Raw genomic sequence first — 23,589 nt, 5'->3', positions numbered from 1 at the left:
GCGGGGCGAGTTGCCCCGCCCCGCCCATTACGACTTGTTCGCTGACCCGCTACTCCCCCAGCAGGGCCTTCTCGGGCGTGATCGGCAGCGAGCGCACCTGGTGGCCGGTGGCGTGTGCCACGGCCGATGCAACAGCGGCGAGCGGCGTGTTGATGACGACCTCGCCGATCGACTTGGCACCAAAAGGACCCGTCGGCTCGTAGCTCGGCTCAAAGGCCACGCGAATGCTGCCGATATCCAGGCGCGTGGGCAGCTTGTAGCTCATAAAGTTGCCGGTGCGCAGGCGGCCGCGGTCGTCGTGCTCGACGATCTCGTAGAGCGCGTGGCCGATACCCTGGGCAATGCCGCCCTCGGCCTGGACGCGCGCGAGTGCCTCGTTGATCACGGTGCCGCAGTCGACGGCCGCCGCGTAGTCCACCACAGTCACCTTGCCGGTGGCCTTGTCGACCTCGACCTCGGCAATGCCGGCCATAAACGGCGGAGGAGAAACGGGCAGGCAGGCAGAAGCATGCGAGGTCAGTGCGTCGCCGCCAGCGATGTTCTTGACGCACAGGTTGGCAAAGTCGCGCAGTGTGAGGTAGCGGTTCTGCTCACGAGCGGCACGCTCGTCGGACAGGCGCACGTACTGGCCGTCGAAGACCACGTCGGCGGCGTCAACGTCCCACATCTGAGCGGCCTTGGCGCAAATCTTCTCGCGCAGCTCGGTCGCGGCGTTCTTGGCGGCAAGGCCCGTCACGTAGGTACCGGAGCTCGCGTACGAGCCGGCGTCGAACGGCGACACGTCGGTGTCCACGCCGCGCACCACGATCAGCGAGCTCTCCACGCCCAGCTCCTCGGCGGCAATCTGCGCCAAGATCGTGTCGACGCCCATGCCGTTATCGGTGGCGCCGGTGCCGATGGTAATGAAGCCGTCCTCTTCCAGGCGCATGTCGATGCCGGCGATGTCCACGTTGGAAATGCCCGAGCCCTGCATGGTGAGCGCACAACCCAGGGCGCGCACACGGTCGCCCAGGTCCACGGCCAGCGGCTTGTCGCGCCAGCCGATCATGTCCATCGCGCGCAGCAGGCAGCGGTCAAGCGCGCAGGCGTTGAGCTTCTCGTTGTAGTACTGCGGCATGGTCTCGCCCTCGCGCACGATGTTCTTAAGGCGCAGGTCGGCGGGGTCCATGTGCAGCATGTCGGCGAGCTCGTTGACGGCGCTCTCCACGGCAAACTGGCCCTGGGTGGCACCGTAGCCGCGATACGCGCCGCCGCGGTTGGTATTGGTGTAGACAGCGTCCCAGCTAAAGCGGCTCGCCTTCACATGGTTGTAAATCGGCAGGCTCTTGTGGCCCGAAAGGCCGATCGTCGTGGTGGCGTGCTCGCCGTACGCTCCGGCGTTGGACAGCGTGTGCAGGTCGATGGCCGTGATGGTGCCGTCGTTCATGGCGCCCAGCTTAACGGTCATCTGCATCTGGTGGCGCGAGTTGCCCGCGGTGATGGTCTCCTCGCGGGTGTAGCAGCAGTAGCTCGGACGGCCAGTCTGCTGGGTGACGAACGCCACGAAGATCTCGCAGCAGCCCGTCTGCTTGGAGCCAAAGCCGCCGCCGATGCGCGGCTTAATGACCTGCACCTGCGACTGCGGAATGTCGAGCGACTGCGCGACCATGCGGCGCACGTGGAAGGGCACCTGCGTCGAGGTGGTCACGGAGATGCGGCCGAACGCGTCGGTCGTCGCGAAGGCGCGGAAGGTCTCCATGGGCGCGGTCTGCGTGGCCTGGCTGGTGTAGGTGCGCTCAAAGACGATGTCGCTCTGGGCGAAGGCCTCGTCAAGGTCGCCAAAATCGCTGGTACCGCTGCACACCAGGTTGCGCGGGACATCGCCGCCCTGCGGGAACATAAAGGTCACGTCGCCCTCGGGGTGGACCACGATATCGTTATCGAGTGCCTGGGTAAAGTCGAGCAGGGGCTCGAGCACCTCATAGTCGACCTTGATGAGCTTGAGCGCCTTGTCGGCAGCCTCCTCGGTCTCGGCAGCGACGATCGCCACCTCTTCGTTTTGGTAGCGCACAAGGTTCTCGAGGATCAAGCGGTCGTAGGGACTCGGCTGCGGATAGCTCTGACCGGCGATGGTAAAGCGGCGCTTGGGCACGTCCTCATAGGTGTAAACGCCCACCACGCCGGGCACCTTCAGGGCGCGCGACGTATCGATGGAGCGGATCTTGGCGCGGGCATAGGGGCTGCGCTTGAGTTTGACGATCAGGGCGCCGGCGGGCACCATATCGCCGGTGTAGACCGGACGACCCTCGAGCAGGGCCTTCGAGTCCTTCTTGGGCTGCTTGTGGGTGATCTGCTTGTAGGTGACGCCGTCAGAGCTGGTGTTATTGACCGGCAGCTCGGGCATCTCGAAGCCCACCTGCACGCCGGACTCGTTGAGGAAGCGCACAATGGCGCGCAGCTGGCTCTCGTAGCCGCTGCAGCGGCAGAGGTTGCCGGCCAGCTGGCGCGAGAGCTCCTCGCGCGTGGCGACGAGGCTCGGGTCCTCCTTGGCGGCGCGGGCGAGCGCCAGCACGTTCATGATGAGGCCGGGGGCGCAAAAACCGCACTGCTCGGCGCCTTCGGCAGCCATCGCACGGGCAAGCGCCTCGGACTCGGCCTTAAGGCCCTCGAGCGTGGTGATGGTGTGTCCCTCAACACGGGCAGCGGGAACCGAGCAGCTCAGCACCGGGTCGCCGTCGAGCCACACCGTGCACAGGCCGCAGTTTGTGGTCTCACAGGCGCAGCGCACCGACGCACAACCCTGCTCGCGCAACAGTGCAAAGAGCATGGTGTCGGGGGCAATCTGAACCTTGACCTTACGGCCGTTGAGCGTAAAGGAAAGATCGATGAGTTTGGCAGCCATTAGCGCACCTCGCTAGAATCGACGCCGGGCACGCGGCGGCAGGAATACTCGTCCGTGGCAAACTTAGGGGTCTGCACGGTCTCGAGCTCGCGGGCAAGCGCGGCAGAAAGCTCGATGCCGGCGGCACGGCGCACGGCCTGGATGGCGAGCGGGGCCGAGATGCGGCGGCGGTAGTCGGCCGAGCCCCACAGGTTGGTGCCGTAGCTCAACGCGCGTACGGACGCGGCCAGGGCGCGCAGCTCGTCCTCGGAAGGCTGCTCGCTGGTGAGGCCACATGCCTCGCCCTGCAGCAGGGTCGCGCGCAGCGGGCGGGCGCCCACGGTGACGTGCCAGCTGTTGTCCCACCAGGCGGCGGTGACGTTGAGCGAGGGGAAGTCGGTCGCAGCCTTGCGCACGGCCTCATAGCTCGCGCGGTAATCGTGCTTGACGACCACGACATGCTCGATCACGTCGCGCACGTAGCCCATATCCACGAACTCGGCGAGCGGCACGCGGCCGGCGCCCGTCAGCTCAACATAGGAATCGAGCGCGAGGAAGGCAGAGAGAACGTCCGAGAAGCCAAAGCGACCGTAGATGCTGCCGCCCACCGTGGCGGTATTGCGCAGCTGCACGCCCACGATATCGTGGACGGCGAACTCAAAGACATTGTTGACAAGCGCGTTGAGCCCGGCATGACGCTCGAGCTGGCGCAGGGTGCACATGGCACCGATGCGAAACTCGGTCTCGGTCTCCTCGATCTGATCGAGTCCGCAGGCCGAAAGGTCAATCGCCGTCGCCACGCGACGCGAACCCAGACGCATCCAGATGCCGCCGCCCACAATCTTGTTGTTGCGGTTCTTCTGTAAGAGCTCATAGGCTTCGGCCGCGTTTCCAACACGGACGTAGGTACCGAACTTGAGCACGTTCTCCCCCATCTCTTCACTTGTCCAGTACCTTTAAGTGTACCAAACGAGGGGGCATAGCTCGTGTCGGGACAAAATGAACCGTTTTCCTCCGTCGCATGCGGATCAAAAAAGGCTCCCAGCCAAGATGACTGGGAGCCTTCTGCGATGCTATATCGAGCGAAGATTTAGCAGACGCCCTGGGCGAGCATGGCGTCGGCGACCTTCAGGAAGCCGGCGATGTTGGCGCCCATGACGAAGTTGCCCTCCTCGCCGTACTCCTTGGCGGTGTCGTCCACGTTGTGGAACATGCCGCGCATGAGCTGCTCGAGCTTGCCGTCGACCTCCTCGAAGGTCCAGGACAGGTGCTCGGCGTTCTGGCTCATCTCCAGGCCGGACACGAGCACGCCACCGGCGTTGGCAGCCTTGCCGGGCATAAAAGCGACGCCGTTCTCCTGGAAGTAGGTCGTGGCCTCGATGGTCGTGGGCATGTTCGCGCCCTCGCCGACCACCTTGCAGCCGTTGGCGACGAGCGCCTGGGCGTCCTCGAGCAACAGCGTGTTCTCGCGAGCGCAGGGCAGCGCGATGTCGCAGGGCAGTTGCCACACGCCACGGCCGTCGCCCTCGTGCCACACGGCATTGGGCTTCTCGTCGACGTACATAGCGAGCGTGACGCCCTTGTCGTGGCCGGAGCGCTTCTTGTTGTAGACATGCTCGAGCACGGTGTAGTCGATGCCGTCGGGATCCTCGACCCAGCCGTGGGTGTCGGAGCAGGCCAGCACCTTGCCGCCGAGCTGGGCAACCTTCTGGACCGCGTAGATAGCGACGTTACCGGAGCCGTGAACGACGACGTCCTTGCCCTCGAAGGAGTCGCCGCGGCTCTTGAGGTACTCGTCCACAAAGTAGACCAGACCGTAGCCGGTGGCCTCGGTACGGGCGAGCGAGCCGCCAAAGGAGAGGCCCTTGCCGGTAAGGACGCCGGTCCACTCGTTGGTCAGGCGCTTGTACTGACCGAACATGTAGGCAACCTCGCGGCCGCCAACGCCCAGGTCGCCGGCGGGAACGTCGGTATTGGGGCCAATGTGGCGATAGAGTTCGGTCATGAAGGACTGGCAGAAGTGCATGATCTCGTTGTTGGACTTGCCCTTGGGGTCAAAGTCGGAGCCGCCCTTGCCGCCGCCCATGGGAAGGGTGGTCAGGCTGTTCTTGAGGATCTGCTCCAGGCCCAGGAACTTGAGCATGCCCAGGGTGACCGTCGGGTTAAAGCGCAGGCCGCCCTTGTAGGGTCCAATGGCAGAGTTGAACTCGACACGATAGCCGCGGTTGACCTGAACCTTGCCCTGGTCATCGACCCAGGGGACACGGAACATAACGATGCGCTCGGGCTCGACGAGGCGCTCAAGCAGGGCGGCCTCCTCGTACTCGGGATGGGCGTCGAGCGCCGGCTGGATGGTGCCGAGGATCTCGGTCGCGGCCTGGATGAACTCAGGCTGCTCGGGATAGCGGGCCTTGAGCTCGTCGAGAACTTTCTGCGTGTAGCTCATGCTTCCTCCAATTGATGGAAAAGAAAGGTGTCGTTCGCGGCGCCCCATGCGCCGCGAGCTTTATCGAGTATGGATAATATCGCACTGTTGCAGCAAAGTTTCGCATAAGCCGACGAGCAGATGTTTCGTTTTGATTACGATGCAGGTAGAAGCGTTTTTGAGCACCCGACGTACAAATCGCGTGTTTCGAAGCTGTTTCGTCCACATGGTCCATACCACCACAAAGAGGACAGGCACCTTTGTGGTGGTTGGCAGGATGCGTTGGCGGGAACGTATGTGAATCGAACACATCCAAGACGTTTTGCACGCCTCACAACGGTTTTGAGGACCGCGGGGCCCACCGGAGCCCATCCGTTCCCAAACGTGGCGGTATTTTACCAAACGCGCAGTGTCGCGCCACGAAAACGGCCCATCTACTACGTTTAACCAGCAAGGGTTAGCCATACCCACTTTTTCGTAACATCGGCAAGTCATCTACCTGCGGTTTTGTTTTTGCGGTTTTTGAAATGGTCGAGGGTACTCACTTAAACGTAGTAGATAGGCCGGTTTTGTGGCCCGCGGCGATTCGGAGCCCTAGCGCAGGGATCTGAGACCGCCGGCCTCCTTGTTGAGCGTCGTAAAACGCACCGCATCCAGGTGCTCCAAGATGCTAATGGCTCGTTTGCGCGACACGCCTAAGGCCTCGCGCAGCACACTCGTCGTGGCAACGCCGCCAGCAGCCTCGATAGCCGCGGCGACGACCTCACGTGCATGGGCCTCGGCGGCGGCAGACAAGGCAACGTCGCGTTCGATCTTAACGATCGCGCGGTTGAGCGAAAGCTCGCGCAGGGCACGCGTCATGGTGTCGCGATCGAGCTGCAGACGCTCACCCACCTCGGGCAGCGTCGCCGCACCGAGACCCGCCTCGTCGAGGGCGGCCACGATGCGCTGGCTCGCCTCGCGCACCACACGTATCGCCGCAGCGGCAGAGTGCGGGTCGAACACCTCGGCACCGTCGACGGTGCACACGCCGCGCGCACAGCCCTCGAGAACGAGCGCGGACGCGACGTCTTCGCCCGCTGTCGGCCAGGCGGCATGCGCGACCTCGCCCGGCGTGAAACCCGTCTGCTTGGGCGCGGCCCCGTGCATGGCGGCCAACGTGACGGAGAGCGTGGCGAGGGCGGCATCGAGCACAGCGGGGGCGGCATAGAGCTCCTCGGTCGAGCGCTCGGCACGAAGCGCCACGGCGTGACCCGAGGAAACCGCCCCGTGCAGGAGCGCAGCCGCCTCGGCACCCGAAAGATCGAGAGCACGGGCTGCGGCCGCGGCAGGCACGGGCAGGCGCTGCAGCCCCAACCATGCGGCAACGGCGGCGGCGCGGTCGTCGGCATCCAGGGCCCCGAGCAGCGCACACTCGCCCGCGGAGAGGACGCGCGAGCGGCGACACCGCGAAAGAAGAACACGACCGCCGCCGATAAGCACCACCGGCGAGAACGCGAGCACAATGAGGCCGTCGCCCGATCGCACGGGAAGGCGCTCCTCCAGACGGACCTGCACGATGCGGGTCTCGCCAACCTCAATGGGTCCCTCACCCTCCATGAGCATGATACGGCCAAGGACCTCCGCCGTACCCGCCATCACATGAACGCGCGTACCGGACCCGAAGGGCGCGGGCTTGGTGCCCTCGCGCCCCAGATACGTGAAGCGGGCGATGAGCCTGAGCGTCGAGCCCTCAGCACCAGACCCGCAGAGGACCTCGCCACGCGGAAGGTCGCCCGCACCGTCGCCCACGATGTTGAGCGCCGCGCGCTGTCCGGGCAACGCCCGAGGAGTATCACCATGCACCTGAATCGCACGCACGCGGCAGCGCACGCCCGCGGGACATGAGACGAGCTCGTCGCCCACCGCTACGGGGGCATCGTGAAGCGTGCCCGTGACGACCGTCCCGGATCCCTTGATGGTGAAGCAGCGGTCGATGGGCAGGCGCGGGGCCAGACCGGGGCGCACCGGGCGGGATGCGGCATCGGCCAGGAAAGAGTCGATGGCGGCATCGAGGGCAAGGCGAACGTCCTCGATGCCCACGCCCGTGCGCGAGGAAACAGGCACCACGGGCGCATCGGCAAAGACGGTATCGCTGAGGAAGTCCATCACGTCGAGCTCGGCGAGCTCCGCCGTCTCGTCATCGGCCAGATCGCGCATCGTGAGCGCCACCACGAGGTGCCTCACGCCCAACAGCTCCAACACGTACACGTGCTCTCGCGTCTGCGGCATCACGCCCTCAACGGCAGAAACCACCAGCAACGCAACGTCCACGCCGGTGGCACCCTGTACCATCGCGCGCAGGTAGTGCGCATGCCCGGGCACGTCAACCAAGCCGACAAGCTTGCCGCTGGGAAGCTCGAGCTCGCCAAAGCCGAGCTCAGTGGTCATGCCTCGGCGCCGTTCGACCTCCAGACGGTCGGGATTTTTGCCGGTCAGCGCCTCGATAAGGGCCGACTTTCCGTGGTCGACGTGTCCTGCTGTTCCAACGACAACGGGACACTCGACAAGCTCACGCGCAGTCATCGACGCAAACCCGCCCGCACGGCATCCGCCAACGCAGACGCACACAGGTCAAGGTCGGTGTCGTGCAAAAGCGTGCGAACGTCAAACAGCACCTGGTCGTGGCGCACGCGTGTCACAACCGGCGTATCGGGCTCCTGTACCATAGCGCGCTTTAGGCCATCGGCGGATAGACGCCCATCGACGGGACAGACGGCAACGCAAAATGTAGGGAGCTCGACAGTCGGCAGCGATCCGCCGCCGGGAGTAGAGGCGCCCTCGACAACCTGCAGCTCCACGGCCTCCTCGCACTGAGCCTCGCGAAGCTTGCGCAGCATGCGGTCGTGCAGGCGCTTGGCCTGGCGCTCGAGCGGAGCCGGCGCGCCGGAAAGCATGTTGAGTACCGGGATCTCCCGATGCGCCGCATCGGGACCGGTCACATACAGTCGCAAAGTGGCCTCGAGCGCCGCGAGCGTGAGCTTACCGGGGCGAAGCGCGCGCATAAGCGGATGAGAGGCGCAGGCGGCAATTGCCTGGGCGTTGCCAAGGATGATGCCCGCCTGCGAAGCACCGAGCAGTTTGTCGCCCGAGCACGAGACGACGTCAACGCCGGCGCCAAGAGACACGGACGCGGGCCTCTCCCCCGCATCGGCGAGTACCCCATCTGCAAGCAAAGCGCCTGAGCCTTGGTCCTCGTAAAGCAACAGGCCATGTTCATGCGCCAGCGCAGAAAGCTCCGCCACGGAAACCTCCTCGTGGAAGCCCTCGATACGGTAGTTGGAAGGATGGACTTTGAGGATCATCGCCGTGTTGGGCGTGATGGCGTTTCGATAATCATCCAGATGTGTGCGGTTGGTAGAGCCAACCTCGACAAGCTTGGCACCCGAAGCCGCCATGATGTCGGGGATGCGGAAGCTGCCGCCCACCTCGACAAGCTCGCCGCGGCTCACGATGACCTCTTTGCCGAAGGCATGCGCGGCAAGCACCAACAGCACCGCGGCGGCATTGTTGTTGACAACTAAGGCGTCCTGCGCCCCCGTGAGCGTGCGCAGCAGACGCGCGGCATGCTCTTTGCGGCCCCCGCGAGCGCAGGTTGAGACGTCATACTCAAGCGTGCTGTAGCCTCGGGCGACATCGGTCACCGCCTGCACCGCCGCGGGAGCGAGCGGAGCGCGGCCCAGATTGGTGTGAATCACAACGCCCGTCGCGTTGACGGCAGGGCGCAGGGTCGGCAGCGACAGGCGATGGGTCCGCTGCTCAATTGCCAAGGCGAGCTCGCGCTTGTTCCTTGCAGGGGCGCCGGAGCGAATCGCCGCGCGCTCGGCATCGAGCTCGGCGTCAATCGCCTCGCGTACCATCGTGTCGCCTGCATCGCCAGCAGCCTTCATGACCGGCCACTCGGCAAGCAGCTCGTGAACGGCGGGAATGGAACGCAGGCGGCCGCGCACCTCGGCAGACATGGATTCGCAGTCGCTCATGAAAAGCCTTTCGACATGTTCAATAAAAAGCTGGTCCCCCGCGATCGTCATCGGGCAAATAAATACCGGCGCGCACGCAAAAGGGACAGGTCCATTATGGCAGCTCGTGACAAGACGTCGAAGCGCCTCGTCTAAAACCTGCCAAAATAAACCTGTCCCTTTTTGGTCGGTTATGGCTTGGTGGCTTTAGGCCTCCTTATTGGCGTAGATAAACCAGTAGCCCAGCGCCACGATCAGGGCGCCACCCACGATATTGCCCAGCGTGGCGACCGTAAGGTTGAGCGCCAACCCGGCAGCGTTGAGGGCATCGGCGCCAGCGACATCGGCTCCATAGCCGCAGGAGTGCATCAAAATACCCATGGGCAAAAAGTACATGTTGGCGACGCAGTGCTCAAAACCGCAGGCCACAAAGGCAGCGATGGGCAGCAAAATGCCCACGACCTTGTCGACCACGGTCTTGCCGGCAGTGCCGATCCATACGGCCAGGCAGACAAAGATGTTGCACAAAATGCCGCGGAAGAAGATGGTAACGGCGTCGATCGCAACCTTACCGGCGGCGACGCTCACCATGGTATTGGCGACGGCCTCGCCGTTGAGCTTATAAATAGCTGCCATGTAAATCAAAAAGACAACGAACAGGGCGCCGGCAAAGTTGCCGATCCACACAACAGCCCAAGCCTTGAACATCTGGACGAGCGTAATCTTTTTGCTCTTAAGCGCGCATACCATAAGCGAGTTACCGGTAAACAGCTCCGCGCCGCAAATGAGCACGAGCACCAGTCCCAGGCAAAAAGCAAGACCGCCCACGAAGCGCTGGGCGCCCCAGCCAAGCGTGGGATCGCTCAGAAAGACCGTGAAGAACAGGCCGCCGAAGGCGATAAACGCTCCGGCGAACATGGCGAGCAAAAAGGCCTTCGAGACCGGCAGGTTGGCCTTGGTAACGCCGGCGGCCTCGGACTTAGCCTCGATCGCGGCGGGCGCCAGGCAGTCGGGGGTGGGGTATTCTGCCTTACTCTGTGCCATGGCAATCACTACTTTCTTACGATGTGGGACAAACGCTCTTGGTTCATTTGCCCCGCGAGGTCGGACGGTATAAAAATAAACGCGAGCCAAATTAGCATATTGGCCTGCGATTATATAGCTTGGAGCGGGCGACGGGAAGTCCAAGGATTTGCTTCGCAAATCCTTGTTTCGCTGCGGGCCTTCGGCCCTTGCGTGCTGCGCTGGAAAATGCTCACGCATTTTCTCAGCTCCGCACCCTGACGGGTTCGATTCCCGTCGCCCGGCGCGTAAACGAAAACAGCTCTGATTCCCAAAGGAAACCAAAGCCGTTAAAACAATTCTTATGGAGCGGGCGACGGGAATCGAACCCGCGTCATCAGCTTGGAAGGCTGGGGTTCTACCATTGAACTACGCCCGCAAGATATGGTCGGGACGACAGGATTTGAACCTGCGACATCCTGCTCCCAAAGCAGGCGCGCTACCAAACTGCGCCACGTCCCGAAGGTGTTGAGCAGCTAAGGCATAAACCTTGCGTGTCCCAAAGCGAAGGAAATTATAGGGGAGACTTCCCGCCTGTGCAAGCGGCGATATTCTAGCTCCTCGAATGTGCGACAAACCGGCTGTGGAGCAGGCCTATCACAAACGCCACCACGGCGACCGGCGCCCACGCGGCACCGATATCCGCCAGCGGCAGCGCATCGAACGGTAGCCACGCGCCAGCAAAGAACGCGTCGCGGACCGAGGTGATCACGCTCTGCACCGCGACGACGCCGCCGACCCAAACCCATACCTGCGGATGCACATCGCAAAAACCGTGCACCAGGCCCATAAGCACCAGCACAATGGCAACGGGATACAAGGCATTGAGCATGGGCACCGAGAACATAAGAATCACGTCGAGGCCCACGTTGGAGAGCACGCACGAAAACGCTGCGAACACAAAGGCGAGAACCGCAAAGGGGCGGCGCATGGCCTCCTCAGAGGCCTCCGCTCCCCCTTCGACCACATACGTCTCGCAGAAGTAACGCGAGCAGCAGCTGATGAGGCCGATGCACACGTTCATGCAGGCGAGGAAAAAGATCGCAAAGACCACGACCGTGCCGGCAAGCCCAAAATGCATGGAGGCCGAACGGGCGAGGATGGCGGCGCCGTTGGTAGCGTCGGGCATCACGGTGCCGAGCTGCATACCGGCAAGGCCCAAGCCGCAGTAGATGATGGCCATGAGTACGCCGGCGATCACACCGGAACGCGAAATCTCGAAGGCCACGCGCTTGTCATCGGTAACACCCAACTCGTGGATGGTCTCGGCGATGATGATGCCAAAGGCGAGCGACGCGAGCAGGTCCATGGTCTGATAGCCAGTCAGAAAGCCCTGCACGGCAGCGCCAGCATCGTAGGGGGCCTGCGGCGCGGCAGCGGGACCCAGCGGCGAGATCACGGCAGCACCAACGACCAGCACGATGAGCGCAATGAGCGCGGGGCCCGTAATGCGGCCGAGCACGCGTGTGATGACGCCCGGGCGCAGCGTGAGCGCAAACGCGACGACAAAGAAGCCGACGGCAAACACCAGGCGCGCCGTGCCGAGCGAGACGCCCTCGGGCAACAGCGGCACCAGCATCTCGAAGGCCGTGGAGCTCGTGCGCGGAATGGCCAGGCACGGGCCGATAGCCAGATACACCGCCGCGACAAAGAACTCGCCGAACTTGGGATGCACACGGCCGGCAAGCTCGCGCGCCGTTCCGGCAAGTGCCACGGCGATAAAGCCCATGACGGGCAGGCCGATGGCGGCAATGAGAAAGCCGAGCATGGCGACCGGCGTGGCAGAACCTGCCTGCAGCGCCAGCAGCGGCGGAATAATAAGGTTGCCGGCGCCAAAGAGCATCGAGAACAGGGCGATACCGACGGTAACGACATGGTCGGAGCGCAGGCCGCGCGGGGCGGATGAGGCCATGGGACCACCTTTCGGGTCGAAACAAAAACGGGACGGGCAAAAGGCCCATCCCGCAAGTATATACGCTTTAGCAAGCTAAATCGCGCAAAGCTTCAATCGCGGCGTCAACTTCCTCGTCCGTGTTGAAATACCCAAACGAGAAGCGAACGACACCCTGGCGCTCGGTCCCCAACGCGCGGTGCATGAGCGGAGCGCAGTGGGCGCCGGGGCGCGTCGCAATCCCCCACCCTTGCATGAGCGCGTCCGAAATCTCGGCCGAATCGATATCGCCCACGTTGAGTGAAACGATCGCCGAGCGCACGGGCTGGTCAAAGGCACCGTAGAGCTTGATCTCCGGGATTTCGCGCACGCCAGCGAGAAAGCGATCCGCCAGTGCTCGCTCATGCGCCGCAATCGCCTCGACCCCACCTTGGGCCTCGATAAAGTCGAGGCCGACAGAAAGGCCGGCGACACCGTGGCCGTTGAGCGTGCCCGCCTCCAGGCGCGTGGGCCACTCAAGCGGCTGCAGCGGATCAAAGCTGTGCACGCCCGTACCGCCCATGGCCCAGGGGGCCACGTCAATGCCCTCCGCCACGGCCAGGCCGCCGGTCCCCTGCGGACCCATGAGCCCCTTGTGGCCGGTAAAGCACACCACGTCGAGCCCCATGGCCTGCATATCAATATGCGCCGTGCCGGCAGACTGCGAGGCATCGACGATCACGAGCGCACCGGCCGCATGGGCCATGGCGGCCACGCGCGCAATGTCGACCGCGTTGCCGGTCACATTGGAGGCGTGCGCCACCACCACGGCACGTGTGCCCGGCGTCACCAGCCGCTCAAGCTCTTCGTAGTCGAGCGCACCGTTCGCGTCGCAGCCCGCATGCTCAACGGTCACGCCCTGCTCTGCCGCCAGGCGGTTGAGCGGACGCAACACGGAGTTGTGCTCGAGCACCGTCGTGACCACGCGGTCGCCGCGGCGCACCACGCCATTGATGGCGGTGTTGAGCGCCGCGGTGGAGTTGGACGTAAAGCACACATGATCAGCCCGCGGGCAGCCCAGCAAGCGCGCGAGCTTGGCACGGCAACCGTGAATCGTACGAGCGGCATCGAGGGCACCCGACGTGGCGCCGCGCCCGGCATTGCCGAGCGAGCACATCGCCTGCGTCACGGCATCGATGACCGTCTGCGGCTTGTGCATGGTCGTCGCCGCGTTATCCAGGTAGATCATCGCACGACCTCCCACATATCAATCACGGTATAGCCCTCGGTGGGAACGCCCGCCGCGGCGAGTTCGCCGCGCAGCAGCTCCTCATCGGCAGGCAACGCTTTCCACGCCAGACCACAGCCGGCAGCGACCTCCCCGGGCACGGGAATCGTTCGCCCGGGAAGGCCACGCTCAACGCACAGGGACTCGCAGCCCATGGCGGCCGCCGTGGTGGGAAACGTGATGACAAGCGCCGGGCGCTTCTCCCTCATGGCAACTCCAACCAATACGCTACGGGCGCACGACGCGCACGGCCTGCTCCATCTTCTCCACGATCACGTACATGTTGGTGACCTCGCCCACCGCAAGCTGGTCTTTAATGCCAAAGTGATCCAGGCAGGTACCGCAGGTGAGAATCTCGACGCCCTGCTCAGCCAGCCCCTTCAGGTCGTCGAGCACCGGAGAGCCCTCGACGGTCAGCTTGGCGCCGCCGTTATAGAACAGCATGGTCGCGGGCAGCTCCTCCTGCTGCGTCACGGCAAAAATGAAGGCCTTCATGAGCTTGTGGCCCAGCTCGTCGTCGCCGCGGCCCATGCAGTCGGTGTAGACGGAAATGACGAGCTTGCCCTTGCCGGCGCTGGCGTCGCAAAAAGCGGCACCGTCCTGCTCGGGGTCCGCAACTGCCACGGCACCGGCGGTCGCGACAATCACGTGCCACTCGGCGTCCGAGATCTTCTCGACCGAGGCCGTGCAACCCTTCTCCTGCGCCATCTTGGAGATGTTCTTGACGGCCGTCTCGTTGTCGACCGAGGTCACGACAGCGCCCTCGCCATCGAGCTGCTTGAGGGCCTTGAGCGTCTTGACGACGGGCAGCGGGCAGGCATCGCCCATGGCATTGACTTCAATCTTGGTAGACATAGCTACATCCTTTCAAAAGGGACCGCCCAGAACAGTAGGCGGTCGCATAAACGGTTTTCTTTAATGCACAACGCGAACAGCAGGACCGCCCGGCATCGCCTCGCACACGCGCCCGATAACGGCGGCGATGCACCCCTCGGCATCCAGGCGACGCGCAAGCTCATCCACATCCGCCGCGGGCGCCGCGATAAGCAGGCCACCAGACGTCTGCGGATCGTACAGCGCGTCGAGCATGCCCGGCTCCAGGTCCTCGTCGGCAGCCACACGCGGGCCAAAAAAGTCCTGGTTGCGGTAGGAGCCCGCTGGGATAATGCCCAGACGTGCCATGTCGAGCACCTGATCAAAGAGCGGCACCGCCCCCGACGCAAGCTCAACCTGCACGCCCGAGCCCTCGGCCATCTCGCACGCGTGCCCGATCAGGCCAAAGCCCGTGACATCGGTGCAGCCGTGAAGCTCGAGGCCCTCGGCCAGACGAATCGGGGCCTCGTTGAGGGTGCGCATCGAGTTCCACATCGGACAGGCCTCATCCTGCTCGATAAGCTCGCCCTTAATGGCCGTGGTGATGATACCCGAGCCGATCGCCTTGGTCAGCAGCAGGACATCGCCAGCGCGCGCGCCGCTGTTGGCGAGCATGCGGTCGAGCGAGACAAAGCCGCTCACGGACAGGCCGTACTTGGGCTCGTCGTCGTTGATGGTATGGCCGCCCGCGATGGAGCAACCCGCCTCGACGCACTTATCGGCGCCGCCTGCCAGAATCTGACCGGCAACCTCAACGCCCAGGCAACTGGGCATGCAAAGCAGGTTCATGGCATGGCTCGGCCGCCCGCCCATGGCGTAGATGTCCGACAGCGAGTTGGCCGCAGCGATCTGGCCAAACAGGAACGGGTCATCGACCATCGGTGGGAAGAAGTCGATGGACTGCACGAGCCCCAGGTTCTCCCCTACGCGGAAGACGCTCGCATCGTCGGAGGTATCGAACCCCACGAGCAAGTTGTCGTTATGCACATTGGGTAAGTCGCCCAGGACCTGGGCGAGGGCTCCGGGAGCCAACTTAGCGGCTCAACCGCTCGCGGCCGTCATGGACGTGAGCTTAATCTGATCGTCAGGCATCGATGCCCCCTCTCATCGGTCAATCATTTTCTCTCAGTATACGCATGAATACGAGCCCAAGGCGGATGCATTAATTGAGCGCCTGTTCGCGAATCGCCGCGCCGATCGCTCCGGCAAAGCGAGCCTGGGGCGAGGTGGTCACCGGCGACCCCAGTAGCTCGCCCAACCGCTCCACCACGAAGGCGTTCTCGCACAGGCCACCGGTCAGGTAGTACGGGGCGCCCGCGGCCTGCCCGGCCATGGTCGCCACGCGCGAGACCACGCTGTCGATCACGCCGCGCGCATTGTTCTCGCGCGGCTCGCCACGACCGATGAGGCTGATAACCTCGCTTTCGGCAAACACCGTGCACATGCTGCTAATCTTGGTAGGCTCGCCGGAACGCGCCAGGTCGGCCATCTGCTGCTGGGAAATGCCTAGGCGGTCGGCCATGATCTCCAAAAAGCGCCCCGTGCCGGCGGCGCACTTGTCGTTCATGGCGAACTTTACCACGCGGCTGCCCTTGATCTGAATGACCTTGGTGTCCTGACCGCCCACGTCGATCACGGTGCCGTGGTCGCCAAACAGGCACACGGCACCGGTGCCGTGGCAGGTAATCTCGGTCACGACCTTGTGCGCATAGGGCACGGCAACACGGCCGTAGCCAGTCGCGACCACGCGAACATCATCGCCCGTCACGTCATAGCCGGCTGCAGTGAGCTCCACGCGCAGGCGCTCGGCCGCATCGACCGACGAATACCCGGTTGGCTGCACGCACGTCCACGCCACCGAACCCTCTCCATCGACCACAGCGGCCTTAGCCGCCGTAGACCCGATATCGATCCCGACCCCTATCATGGCTCTCTCCTAATCGGCAAACTAATCAAACGATCAGACACCACTGCAACAACGGCCCTCTGGCGTCTGAGGTGCCCGAGATTCCGAGCGACAAGCCCGACGAAGCGTACTCAAGGTACGCGAGGAGGGTTGGAGCCGGAAGGTCGGGTGCCTCAGACGTCAGAGGGTCTCGATAAAGGCGGCAATGCGCGTCTCTATCTGGCCCATGTCGCCGTTGCTGTAATCGGTCTCAATCTTCATGTACGGAATGCCCGCACCCTCGACAGCCTCCTGCATGCGCGCACTCTCCACGTTAAAGGTGTGGCACGCCTGTAGCACGCTCTCCACCACGCCATCGACGTGATACTTCTCGCACATGGCCAGCGTGTTTTCCATACGACCATCATTGGGCGTCATGACCGAGCAGTTAATGTCCAGGTAGCGGTCTGCGATAGCGCGCAGAATGTCGGGTGCGTCCGGGTCAATCATCATGGCCGCCGTGCGCTCGCCCGAGCAGTCGTCCATGCACACGACCACGCCGCCGTTGGACTCGATGGTGCGGCCGATCTTGTTGATCACGCCGCCCACCGGGCAGCCGGTGATCAGAATGCGCTTGGCATCCGCCGCAACCGGGCGCTCGCCCGCGTCGTAGGCCTCGCGCAGCTTGGCGACCTTTTGCTCCAGCTGCTGCGTATAGGCCTCGATATCAAAGCTGAACGTACCGGCAAACATGGTGCTCATCAGGTCGACGCCGCTCATGGCCGCCGGCTGGTTGGCCTGCAGCGCAAACATCTCGAGCTGGGCCGCACGCAAGCGGTTGCGACGACGGACGGCGGCGCGCAGGTCATCGTCGGTAATCGTGATGCCGTAGAAGCCCTCGAGCTCCTCCTTGAGCAGGCGGCACTCCTCGTACCAGCCTTCACGCTCGTAGGCACGATCGCGACCCTGCGGAAGATGCAGAATGTGCGTGCGCTTGAGCTCGTTGAGCAGTTCGTACATCTTCTTCTTGCCGTCGCAGGTGGTCTCGCCGATGATCATGTCGCTAAAGTACGTAAACGGGCACTTTTGCGAATAGGCAAAACCATACGTAGACTTGATGAGCGGGCACAGGTTTGCCGGCAGCACCTTCTCGGCCTCGCGATCACCTCATCGGACGTACCGCACAGAGCGACACTTGCGGCCCCCGCGGCATCGATAATCTCGAGCGGCGTATAGCTGCACAGATACCCGATCAGGCGATTACCGGCCTGCTTGTAATCCTTGACGCGAATAAACGCGGCCTTGCGCTGCTCGTTGAACTCCTCAAACGTGCTGGGCAACTTGACCTCTTCGATTGCTTCAGCCATGACGGTTCCCCTCTCGAACCAAAAACGGATAACAGCGGTATCGATGCACGACGGGCGGCGATTGCCCGGCCGTGCTCAAAACCGGATTTTTAGGGAACCTACTTTGCGGTCGATTATTTAGTTGTGCGTCGTCTCTCCCGGAGCCGTGAACATACCTGCTCATATGCGGCTCCGAGCCATATACAGGGCGCGCGCCGCAATACGACACGAATATGTCATCTGCGGCATCGACGCACCCTCCTATTTCTTATCGAAGGCAATTATACCGGCGGTCGTCGTCCAGACGAACACCGCCGACACACGTACGACAGCATCGGAGCACAAGATGTCTAATGCCCGAACCTACCCTCTGATAATTATTTATCATATTGATAAGGTTTTGTCAGTCTAGATTCGGCAAACGGTCACGCTTCTAGGCGACCGAGGTCCCGCATGTGACAAAGGGACTGTCCCTTTGTCACATTATCGACAAACCAGATGAATTCTCTTGGCATCGAAGTGCATGCGCAGGGTCTCGTCGGCCTGCGGCAGCTCGTCGGAAGCCACGCTCACCTTGTTGACCTTCCACTGCAGACGCGTGGGCGCATCGACACGTGGCACGTCCAACAGCACCAGCCGCTCAAAGCGCGAATCGCTCACCCGGGCCACGTGTAAGTCGTAGCTGTTACGACCCCGCCCGGCACGGTTGTCAACATGGAAGTAACTTGCGCGAATCCCCAGGTACGCCACATCATCAGGAACCTCGCGACCCACATTAAAGGTCATGCCCCAGTCGAGAGCCTCAACTTCTTCGTCGCCGATCTTGCACGCCCGGCTTGTGTTCTTGCAGCCCGTCAAGCGCAGCGCGGCCAAGGTTTGCGGCCGGCGGACCACATCTTCGACGGAGCCGATCTCCTCCACATGCCCGTTATGCATCACGCAAATGCGCTGGCACAGGCGACACGCTTCGTCGATATCGTGGCTCACGTAGAGCACGGTGCGGTTGCACACGTCGAACAGGTCGAGCATGTTCTGCTCGAGCGCGCTCTTAAGGTAGGCATCGAGCGCGCTCATGGGCTCGTCGAACATAAAAATGCCCGGGTGTGCCGCCACCATGCGCGCAAGCGCCACGCGCTGCTGCTGACCACCCGAGAGGCGTGCGGGATAGCGGTCGGCAAAATCGGCCAGACCAAAAATGCCCAGATAGCGCTCGGCGAGCTTTTTGCGTGCAGCGACGTCACCCGCATCCTGTACGCCGGCGCACACGTTATCGGCCACCGTCATATTGGGAAACAGCTGATAGTTTTGGAACAGCAGGGCGCATTTACGCTCCTGGGGCGATAGGTTGATGCCCGCCGCCGAATCAAAAAAGGTCACGCCGTTGACGACGATCTTGCCCTCGTCGGGCGTCTCCACACCGGCAATGCAGCGTAGCGTACAGCTCTTGCCGCACCCCGAGGCGCCCAGCAGCGCCACGCGCTCCTCTCCAGCCTCAAGCTGCATATCGAGCGTAAACCCGGGATAGCGCTTTTTGATATCCAGAACGATCGACATGGCCTATCGACCTCCCTGCAGAGTGGCATCATCGCGCATGAGCTCGGCCAGCGCCTCGCGATCGATACGCAGGGCATCGCCGCCCACCGGGTCGAGCGAATCGGCCGTATCGGCGAGTTCTTTGGCCCGCTTGCGCTCCGCACGGGAAAGGCCCCGCTCGCGATACTTTTGCGAATGCGCGGTGTACATGTTGATAAACAGGATGACCAGGAAACTAAACGCAATCACGACGACAACCCAAAAGAGGGCAACTGAGATGTTGCCACCCATCCACTCAAAGTAGATAGCGATGGGGATGGTCTGCGTAATACCGGCATAGTTACCCGCAAAGAAGAGGGTGCAACCGAACTCACCCATCGCACGGGCAAAGGCGAGCACCGTACCGGCGGCGATCGAGGGCCAGCCGAGTGGCATCATAAGCTTGGCAAAGATACGGCGCTCGGACCACCCCAGGGTTCGCGCGGCGTCGAGCATCTGCGTGTCCAGGCTCTCAAAGGCGCCGAGCGCCGTACGGTAGACCAGGGGAAACGACACCACCACGGCAGATATCACCGCCGCTGGCCAGGTAAAGACGATCGAGATGCCGTGCGCGATAAGCCACTGGCCAACCCCGGTCGAGCGGCCAAACAGCATGAGGAGCAGAAAGCCGCACACCGTGGGAGGCAGCACCATGGGGATGGTAAAGGCCGAGTCGAGCAGGCCCTTCACGCGGCTCGTCGTGCCCATAGTCTTCCATGCGGCAAACAGGCCCAGCGCAAAGGCAATCACCAGGGCAAGGCCACTCGTTTTGATAGACACCCAAAGCGGGCGATAGTCGATGCCGGTCAAAAAGGCGACAAGGGACGCCAAGGGCTCCTGTTCATCTTGCATCATAACAGATGATGCTACCACGATTTGAGCGCTATCAAGCCAACGCGCGCCGCCCTTGGCATCACCCGAGGCTGATGCGATGACCACATAGCGGTCCCCATTCGCACCGCGCTCATCAAAGGCATAGGTATACCCACCGACATTAAACGCCGCTTCCGTCGTGGCATACCAAGGAAGTTCCATGTCTTCCAGCCGTGCGCCTCCCATGCAGTTTGCGCTGTCGAGCTCACAGACGAGAGCCTTGAGACCCGATGCGCACTCGTTGTCCTGCGGATCCAATCCATACTTCTCGACCGCCTTGGGCGATACCCACACCACAACGCGATCGGCAGCAGGCGCCACTACAAGGTCCACGTCCTCGTCAACGGGAAACCGGTAGCCCTCAGGCTGGCCCTCCATGGCACGAGCGGTCCCCCTGGCCAACCGCTCAAAACCCTCGATCCCATAGGAAAGCCCATGAGCGGTCGCAGCAACCTGAGCCCCGTCCTCAGCTTCCCCAGCAAACGCAAATCCTGGCACCCAGCAAAGCGCGAAGGTCAAAGCACAGGCGACAAGCATGCGGAATCTATTAAGCACGAAAAGCTCCAAGAGAATACAAGGACGGAGTTAAACACAAAACGATGGAATTATCGCGCCAGGCCGCACTACGCGGAAAGCTCAAATCCGTACTTAGCCCAAATCTTCTGCGCCTTCTTGTTGGTCAGACAGAAGTCGATGAACGCCTTGGCCTCGTCGGCGTGCTCGGAGCTCTCGGCAACGGCACCCGGATACACGATGGGCTTGTGCGAATCCTCGGGGCACACGAAGGCCTCCTCGATGCCGTCGTAGCGGAAGATGTCGGAGCTGTAGACAAAGCCGGCCACGCAGTCGCCCGTAGAGACGTAAGCTGCGGCGGTGCCGACCTTGTCGGCCAAAGCCACCTTGTCGGCGAGCTCGGGTGCATACTCACCGTCGTCGCCCTCGGTACCGGTGTAGAGCCCAACAGAAGCCAGCGCCTGGTTGGCATACTTGCCGGCGGGAACGGTCTTGGCGTCGCCGATGGCGATTTTGCCGTCCAGGCTCGCGACGTCGGCGATAGCCTCGACCTTGGTGTCGGAGCCCTCGGCACGAATAATCACGAGGTCGTTGACGAACATGTCCTCGCGCGTGTCGGCATCGACGAGCTCGGCGGCCTCGGCATCATCCATAGTGCCCTTAGAGGCCGTGATGAGCACGTCCACCGCAGCGCCGGCGCGCATCTGCTCGACAAGGTCGCCGGACGCCTTAAACTGCGTGTCGGCAAAGGTGGTACCGGTCTGATCGGTGTAGAGCTTCTGAACCTCGGGCAGAGCTTTCTCGAGCGAGTTGGCGGCAAATACCTGCAGCTCGACAGCCTTCTTGAAAGAAGTCTTGGCAGAACCCGCATCGGAGCCGGCCGGCTCAGACGTCTTGTTGCCCGAGCAGCCAGCAAGGCCAAGGCCGGCAGCGGCGACAGCAGAAAGCGAGACGAATCCGCGGCGAGAAACCATATCGAACATGTTCAACCCTTTCGAGCGCTACGCCCGGGCACCCCGCCGCGGGCTTTATCCTGTAATTGAATTATACTTTAGCGCGAATAATGCTTGTGATAAGAAATTATCGTTTGATAATTTCTTATACCGATAGCCGCAAGACGCTCGCGTTGTCGCCGCTTAAAAAAGCGGAGCGACCCATAAGGTCACTCCGCTACAGGCAAGCAGTTTAGCGAGCGTGTCCACCGCCCGCCGCCATGTGGGCCGCGTGCTCCAGCTGGTCGCTCACGGCCTCCCAGCTTTCGCGAGCCGCCTTCGTGGATCCCGGAAAGTTGATGACAAGCGCAGCCCCACGCTGCATGCACACGGCGCGCGAAAGCATGGCACGGCGCGTCTTGGTCATAGAGTATGCACGGATCGCCTCGGCAATACCCGGCACATCGCGGTCGCAGACGGCACGCGTCGCCTCGGGCGTCACGTCGCGCATCGAAAGCCCCGTGCCGCCGCAGGTGATGACCACGTTGGCCTGGCAATCGTCGGCCGCAGCCACAATGGCAGCACCGATCTCGTCAACATCGTCATGCACCACCGTATGCGAGGCAACCGTCCAGCCCTGCGCCGCGACGAGCTCCTCGAGTGCAGCGCCTGCTTCGTCCTGGGCAAGATCGCGCGTATCCGAGCACGTCACGATCGAAATCTTCAACTCCATAGCATTCCTCCTACAGCACGGCGCCCTCGGGCAGATCGACACGGACGACATCCACGACGTCGCCCGGCTCAAGATCGCACGGACCCTCGTTGATGCGCAACAGGCAGTTCGCACGCTGCATGGTTCCGAGCAGCGCCGAGTTCTGGCTGTGCGCCTCGGTGACCGTAAGCTCACCCGTCTGCGCATCGCGCGCAACCGTGGCGCGATCATAGAAGCGTCGGTCCTGTCGCTTCTTCACGCCGTGGGTAAGAACCGCCTGCTGCACGGGACGCGCACCCTCGGCAAAGCCGCGCATCTTGCGAATCGCCGGGCGGGCGAGCATCTCAAAGCCCACGTATGCCGCCGCGGGGTTGCCCGAAAGCCCCAGATAGGGCTTGCCGCCGAGCAGGCCAAACGTAATGGCTTTGCCGGGACGCAACGAAATGCGATCGAACAGCACCTCGCCCTCGCGCTGAACCAGCGCCGTCACGTAGTCGTAGTCGCCAGCCGAGGCGCCACCGCTCGTAATGACAAAATCGCACTCTTGCGCGGCGCGGTGCACAAGCTCGGCAATCGCCCGCTCGTCGTCGGGCGCAATGCCGTAGAACACCGGGTCGGCCCCAGCATCGAGCACCTCGGCCATTAACGCCGAGGAATTGGAATCGCGAATCTGCCCACGCGCCGGCAGTTGGCCGGGCGCGACCAGCTCCGTGCCCAGCGAGATAACGCCCACACGCGGGGCGGCGTGCACTCTAACGTTCGCGTAACCGGCGCTCGCCAGCAAACCGGCGCCGGCCGGGGCCACAACCTCGCCAGCGTGCATCACAACATCGCCGGCATGGGCCTCCTCGCCTGCAGCTCGAACGTTCTCCCCCACCTTAGCCGGTGCCGAGAAGCTCACGTGTGAACCCTCGTTGCCGTCGCCGTCGAGCACCTCGACGATCTCGTATTTCACAACGGCATCCGCACCTTCGGGCACCGGTGCACCCGTCATGATACGGACGGTCTCGCCCGCGCCAATCGCGCCCTCAAACACATGGCCCGCCGCCTCGTGCCCCACGACGGAAAGCGTCACGGGCGTATCGGAGGACGCTTTGGCGAGGTCGTCGGCACGCACGGCATATCCATCCATGGCGCTGTTGGCAAACGGCGAGATATCGATATCGGCCGTGGCATCCTCAGCCAGGGGAAGACCGGCCGCCTGCCAAATCGGGATCTCGACGAGCTCGGTCCTGCGCACCTGCGAAAGGACGATTGCCTGCGCGTCCTCCAGCGGGATGAGCGTCTTAGCCATATACACCTCTTACATGCCACGGCGCGCAACAGTGGCGCCGATTCTTTATGTTTGGTTCAGTATAATCCCCCGCTGCCCGCTCAAGA

At 63.0% G+C, this 23,589-nt stretch carries 19 protein-coding genes and 3 tRNA genes; all 22 read right to left on the bottom strand.

All coding sequences use genetic code 11. The features are described 5' to 3' along the window. Positions 1–49 precede the first annotated feature (49 nt). Positions 50–2,881, bottom strand: a complete 2,832-nt coding sequence (locus DWV43_RS03460; protein ID WP_117817087.1) for a molybdopterin cofactor-binding domain-containing protein — start codon at positions 2,879–2,881, stop codon at positions 50–52. Then, positions 2,881–3,783, bottom strand: coding sequence for a xanthine dehydrogenase family protein subunit M (locus DWV43_RS03455; RefSeq protein WP_199569352.1), 903 nt, complete (start codon positions 3,781–3,783; stop codon positions 2,881–2,883). Before DWV43_RS03455 ends, DWV43_RS03460 begins: the two co-directional genes overlap by 1 nt. 167 nt (positions 3,784–3,950) lie before the next feature. Continuing rightward, positions 3,951–5,306, bottom strand: a complete 1,356-nt coding sequence (gene gdhA, locus DWV43_RS03450) for an NADP-specific glutamate dehydrogenase (RefSeq protein ID WP_117817085.1) — start codon at positions 5,304–5,306, stop codon at positions 3,951–3,953. A 262-nt stretch (positions 5,307–5,568) separates the two neighbouring features. Beyond that, positions 5,569–5,665: transfer RNA gene (locus tag DWV43_RS10160), tRNA-Sec, on the bottom strand. Between the two features lie 214 nt (positions 5,666–5,879). After that, positions 5,880–7,850, bottom strand: coding sequence for a selenocysteine-specific translation elongation factor (gene selB / locus DWV43_RS03445; protein ID WP_117817084.1), 1,971 nt, complete (start codon positions 7,848–7,850; stop codon positions 5,880–5,882). Next, positions 7,847–9,304: an L-seryl-tRNA(Sec) selenium transferase gene (gene selA / locus DWV43_RS03440; RefSeq protein WP_158566024.1), complete on the bottom strand. Its 1,458-nt coding sequence runs from the start codon at positions 9,302–9,304 to the stop codon at positions 7,847–7,849. The genes selB and selA overlap by 4 nt, the downstream gene beginning before the upstream one ends. Positions 9,305–9,490: 186 nt before the next feature. Next, a complete protein-coding gene (locus DWV43_RS03435) occupies positions 9,491–10,327 on the bottom strand; it encodes a formate/nitrite transporter family protein (RefSeq protein ID WP_117817092.1) in 837 nt (278 codons plus the stop codon). A 323-nt stretch (positions 10,328–10,650) separates the two neighbouring features. After that, positions 10,651–10,724: transfer RNA gene (locus tag DWV43_RS03430), tRNA-Gly, on the bottom strand. Positions 10,725–10,730: 6 nt separating this feature from the next. Continuing rightward, a tRNA-Pro gene (locus DWV43_RS03425) sits at positions 10,731–10,807 on the bottom strand. A gap of 91 nt (positions 10,808–10,898) precedes the next feature. Beyond that, entirely contained in the window at positions 10,899–12,257 is a 1,359-nt protein-coding gene (gene brnQ, locus DWV43_RS03420) for a branched-chain amino acid transport system II carrier protein (protein ID WP_117817083.1), read from the bottom strand. Between the two features lie 67 nt (positions 12,258–12,324). Further along, positions 12,325–13,464 carry an aminotransferase class V-fold PLP-dependent enzyme gene (locus DWV43_RS03415; protein WP_117817082.1) on the bottom strand — a complete coding sequence of 380 codons (1,140 nt, stop codon included), beginning with the start codon at positions 13,462–13,464 and terminating at the stop codon, positions 12,325–12,327. Beyond that, complete coding sequence (locus DWV43_RS03410) at positions 13,461–13,712, bottom strand: DUF3343 domain-containing protein (protein ID WP_117817081.1); 252 nt, start codon at positions 13,710–13,712, stop codon at positions 13,461–13,463. The genes DWV43_RS03415 and DWV43_RS03410 overlap by 4 nt, the downstream gene beginning before the upstream one ends. 19 nt (positions 13,713–13,731) lie before the next feature. Next, positions 13,732–14,358 carry a sulfurtransferase-like selenium metabolism protein YedF gene (gene yedF, locus DWV43_RS03405; RefSeq protein ID WP_117817080.1) on the bottom strand — a complete coding sequence of 209 codons (627 nt, stop codon included), beginning with the start codon at positions 14,356–14,358 and terminating at the stop codon, positions 13,732–13,734. 60 nt (positions 14,359–14,418) lie between these two features. Beyond that, positions 14,419–15,468 carry a selenide, water dikinase SelD gene (selD, locus tag DWV43_RS03400; protein ID WP_117817079.1) on the bottom strand — a complete coding sequence of 350 codons (1,050 nt, stop codon included), beginning with the start codon at positions 15,466–15,468 and terminating at the stop codon, positions 14,419–14,421. 70 nt (positions 15,469–15,538) lie between these two features. Continuing rightward, complete coding sequence (locus DWV43_RS03395; protein WP_117817078.1) at positions 15,539–16,303, bottom strand: acyl-CoA dehydratase activase; 765 nt, start codon at positions 16,301–16,303, stop codon at positions 15,539–15,541. 159 nt (positions 16,304–16,462) lie between these two features. Next, positions 16,463–17,407: a double-cubane-cluster-containing anaerobic reductase gene (locus tag DWV43_RS03390; RefSeq protein ID WP_199569350.1), complete on the bottom strand. Its 945-nt coding sequence runs from the start codon at positions 17,405–17,407 to the stop codon at positions 16,463–16,465. Next, on the bottom strand, positions 17,317–17,628 hold the full coding sequence (locus tag DWV43_RS10245; protein WP_199569349.1) for a hypothetical protein: 312 nt from the start codon (positions 17,626–17,628) through the stop codon (positions 17,317–17,319). Before DWV43_RS10245 ends, DWV43_RS03390 begins: the two co-directional genes overlap by 91 nt. Positions 17,629–18,090: 462 nt before the next feature. Next, the gene (locus DWV43_RS03385) at positions 18,091–19,161 is read right to left on the bottom strand and encodes a sulfate/molybdate ABC transporter ATP-binding protein (RefSeq protein ID WP_117817077.1); all 1,071 of its coding nucleotides are present in this window, start codon (positions 19,159–19,161) and stop codon (positions 18,091–18,093) included. 3 nt (positions 19,162–19,164) lie between these two features. Continuing rightward, a complete protein-coding gene (modB, locus tag DWV43_RS03380) occupies positions 19,165–20,430 on the bottom strand; it encodes a molybdate ABC transporter permease subunit (RefSeq protein WP_233542711.1) in 1,266 nt (421 codons plus the stop codon). Positions 20,431–20,675: 245 nt separating this feature from the next. After that, positions 20,676–21,548: a molybdate ABC transporter substrate-binding protein gene (modA, locus tag DWV43_RS03375; RefSeq protein WP_117817075.1), complete on the bottom strand. Its 873-nt coding sequence runs from the start codon at positions 21,546–21,548 to the stop codon at positions 20,676–20,678. 202 nt (positions 21,549–21,750) lie between these two features. Further along, positions 21,751–22,230 (bottom strand): molybdenum cofactor biosynthesis protein B, encoded by a 480-nt coding sequence (locus DWV43_RS03370; protein WP_117817074.1) that lies wholly within the window; start codon positions 22,228–22,230, stop codon positions 21,751–21,753. A gap of 10 nt (positions 22,231–22,240) precedes the next feature. After that, the gene (glp, locus tag DWV43_RS03365; protein ID WP_117817073.1) at positions 22,241–23,503 is read right to left on the bottom strand and encodes a gephyrin-like molybdotransferase Glp; all 1,263 of its coding nucleotides are present in this window, start codon (positions 23,501–23,503) and stop codon (positions 22,241–22,243) included. Between the last annotated feature and the right edge of the window lie 86 nt (positions 23,504–23,589).

It is taken from the genome of Collinsella sp. AF05-9 (assembly GCF_003465595.1).
GTDB lineage: Bacteria > Actinomycetota > Coriobacteriia > Coriobacteriales > Coriobacteriaceae > Collinsella.
This window is presented reverse-complemented; position numbering and strand designations above follow the sequence as displayed.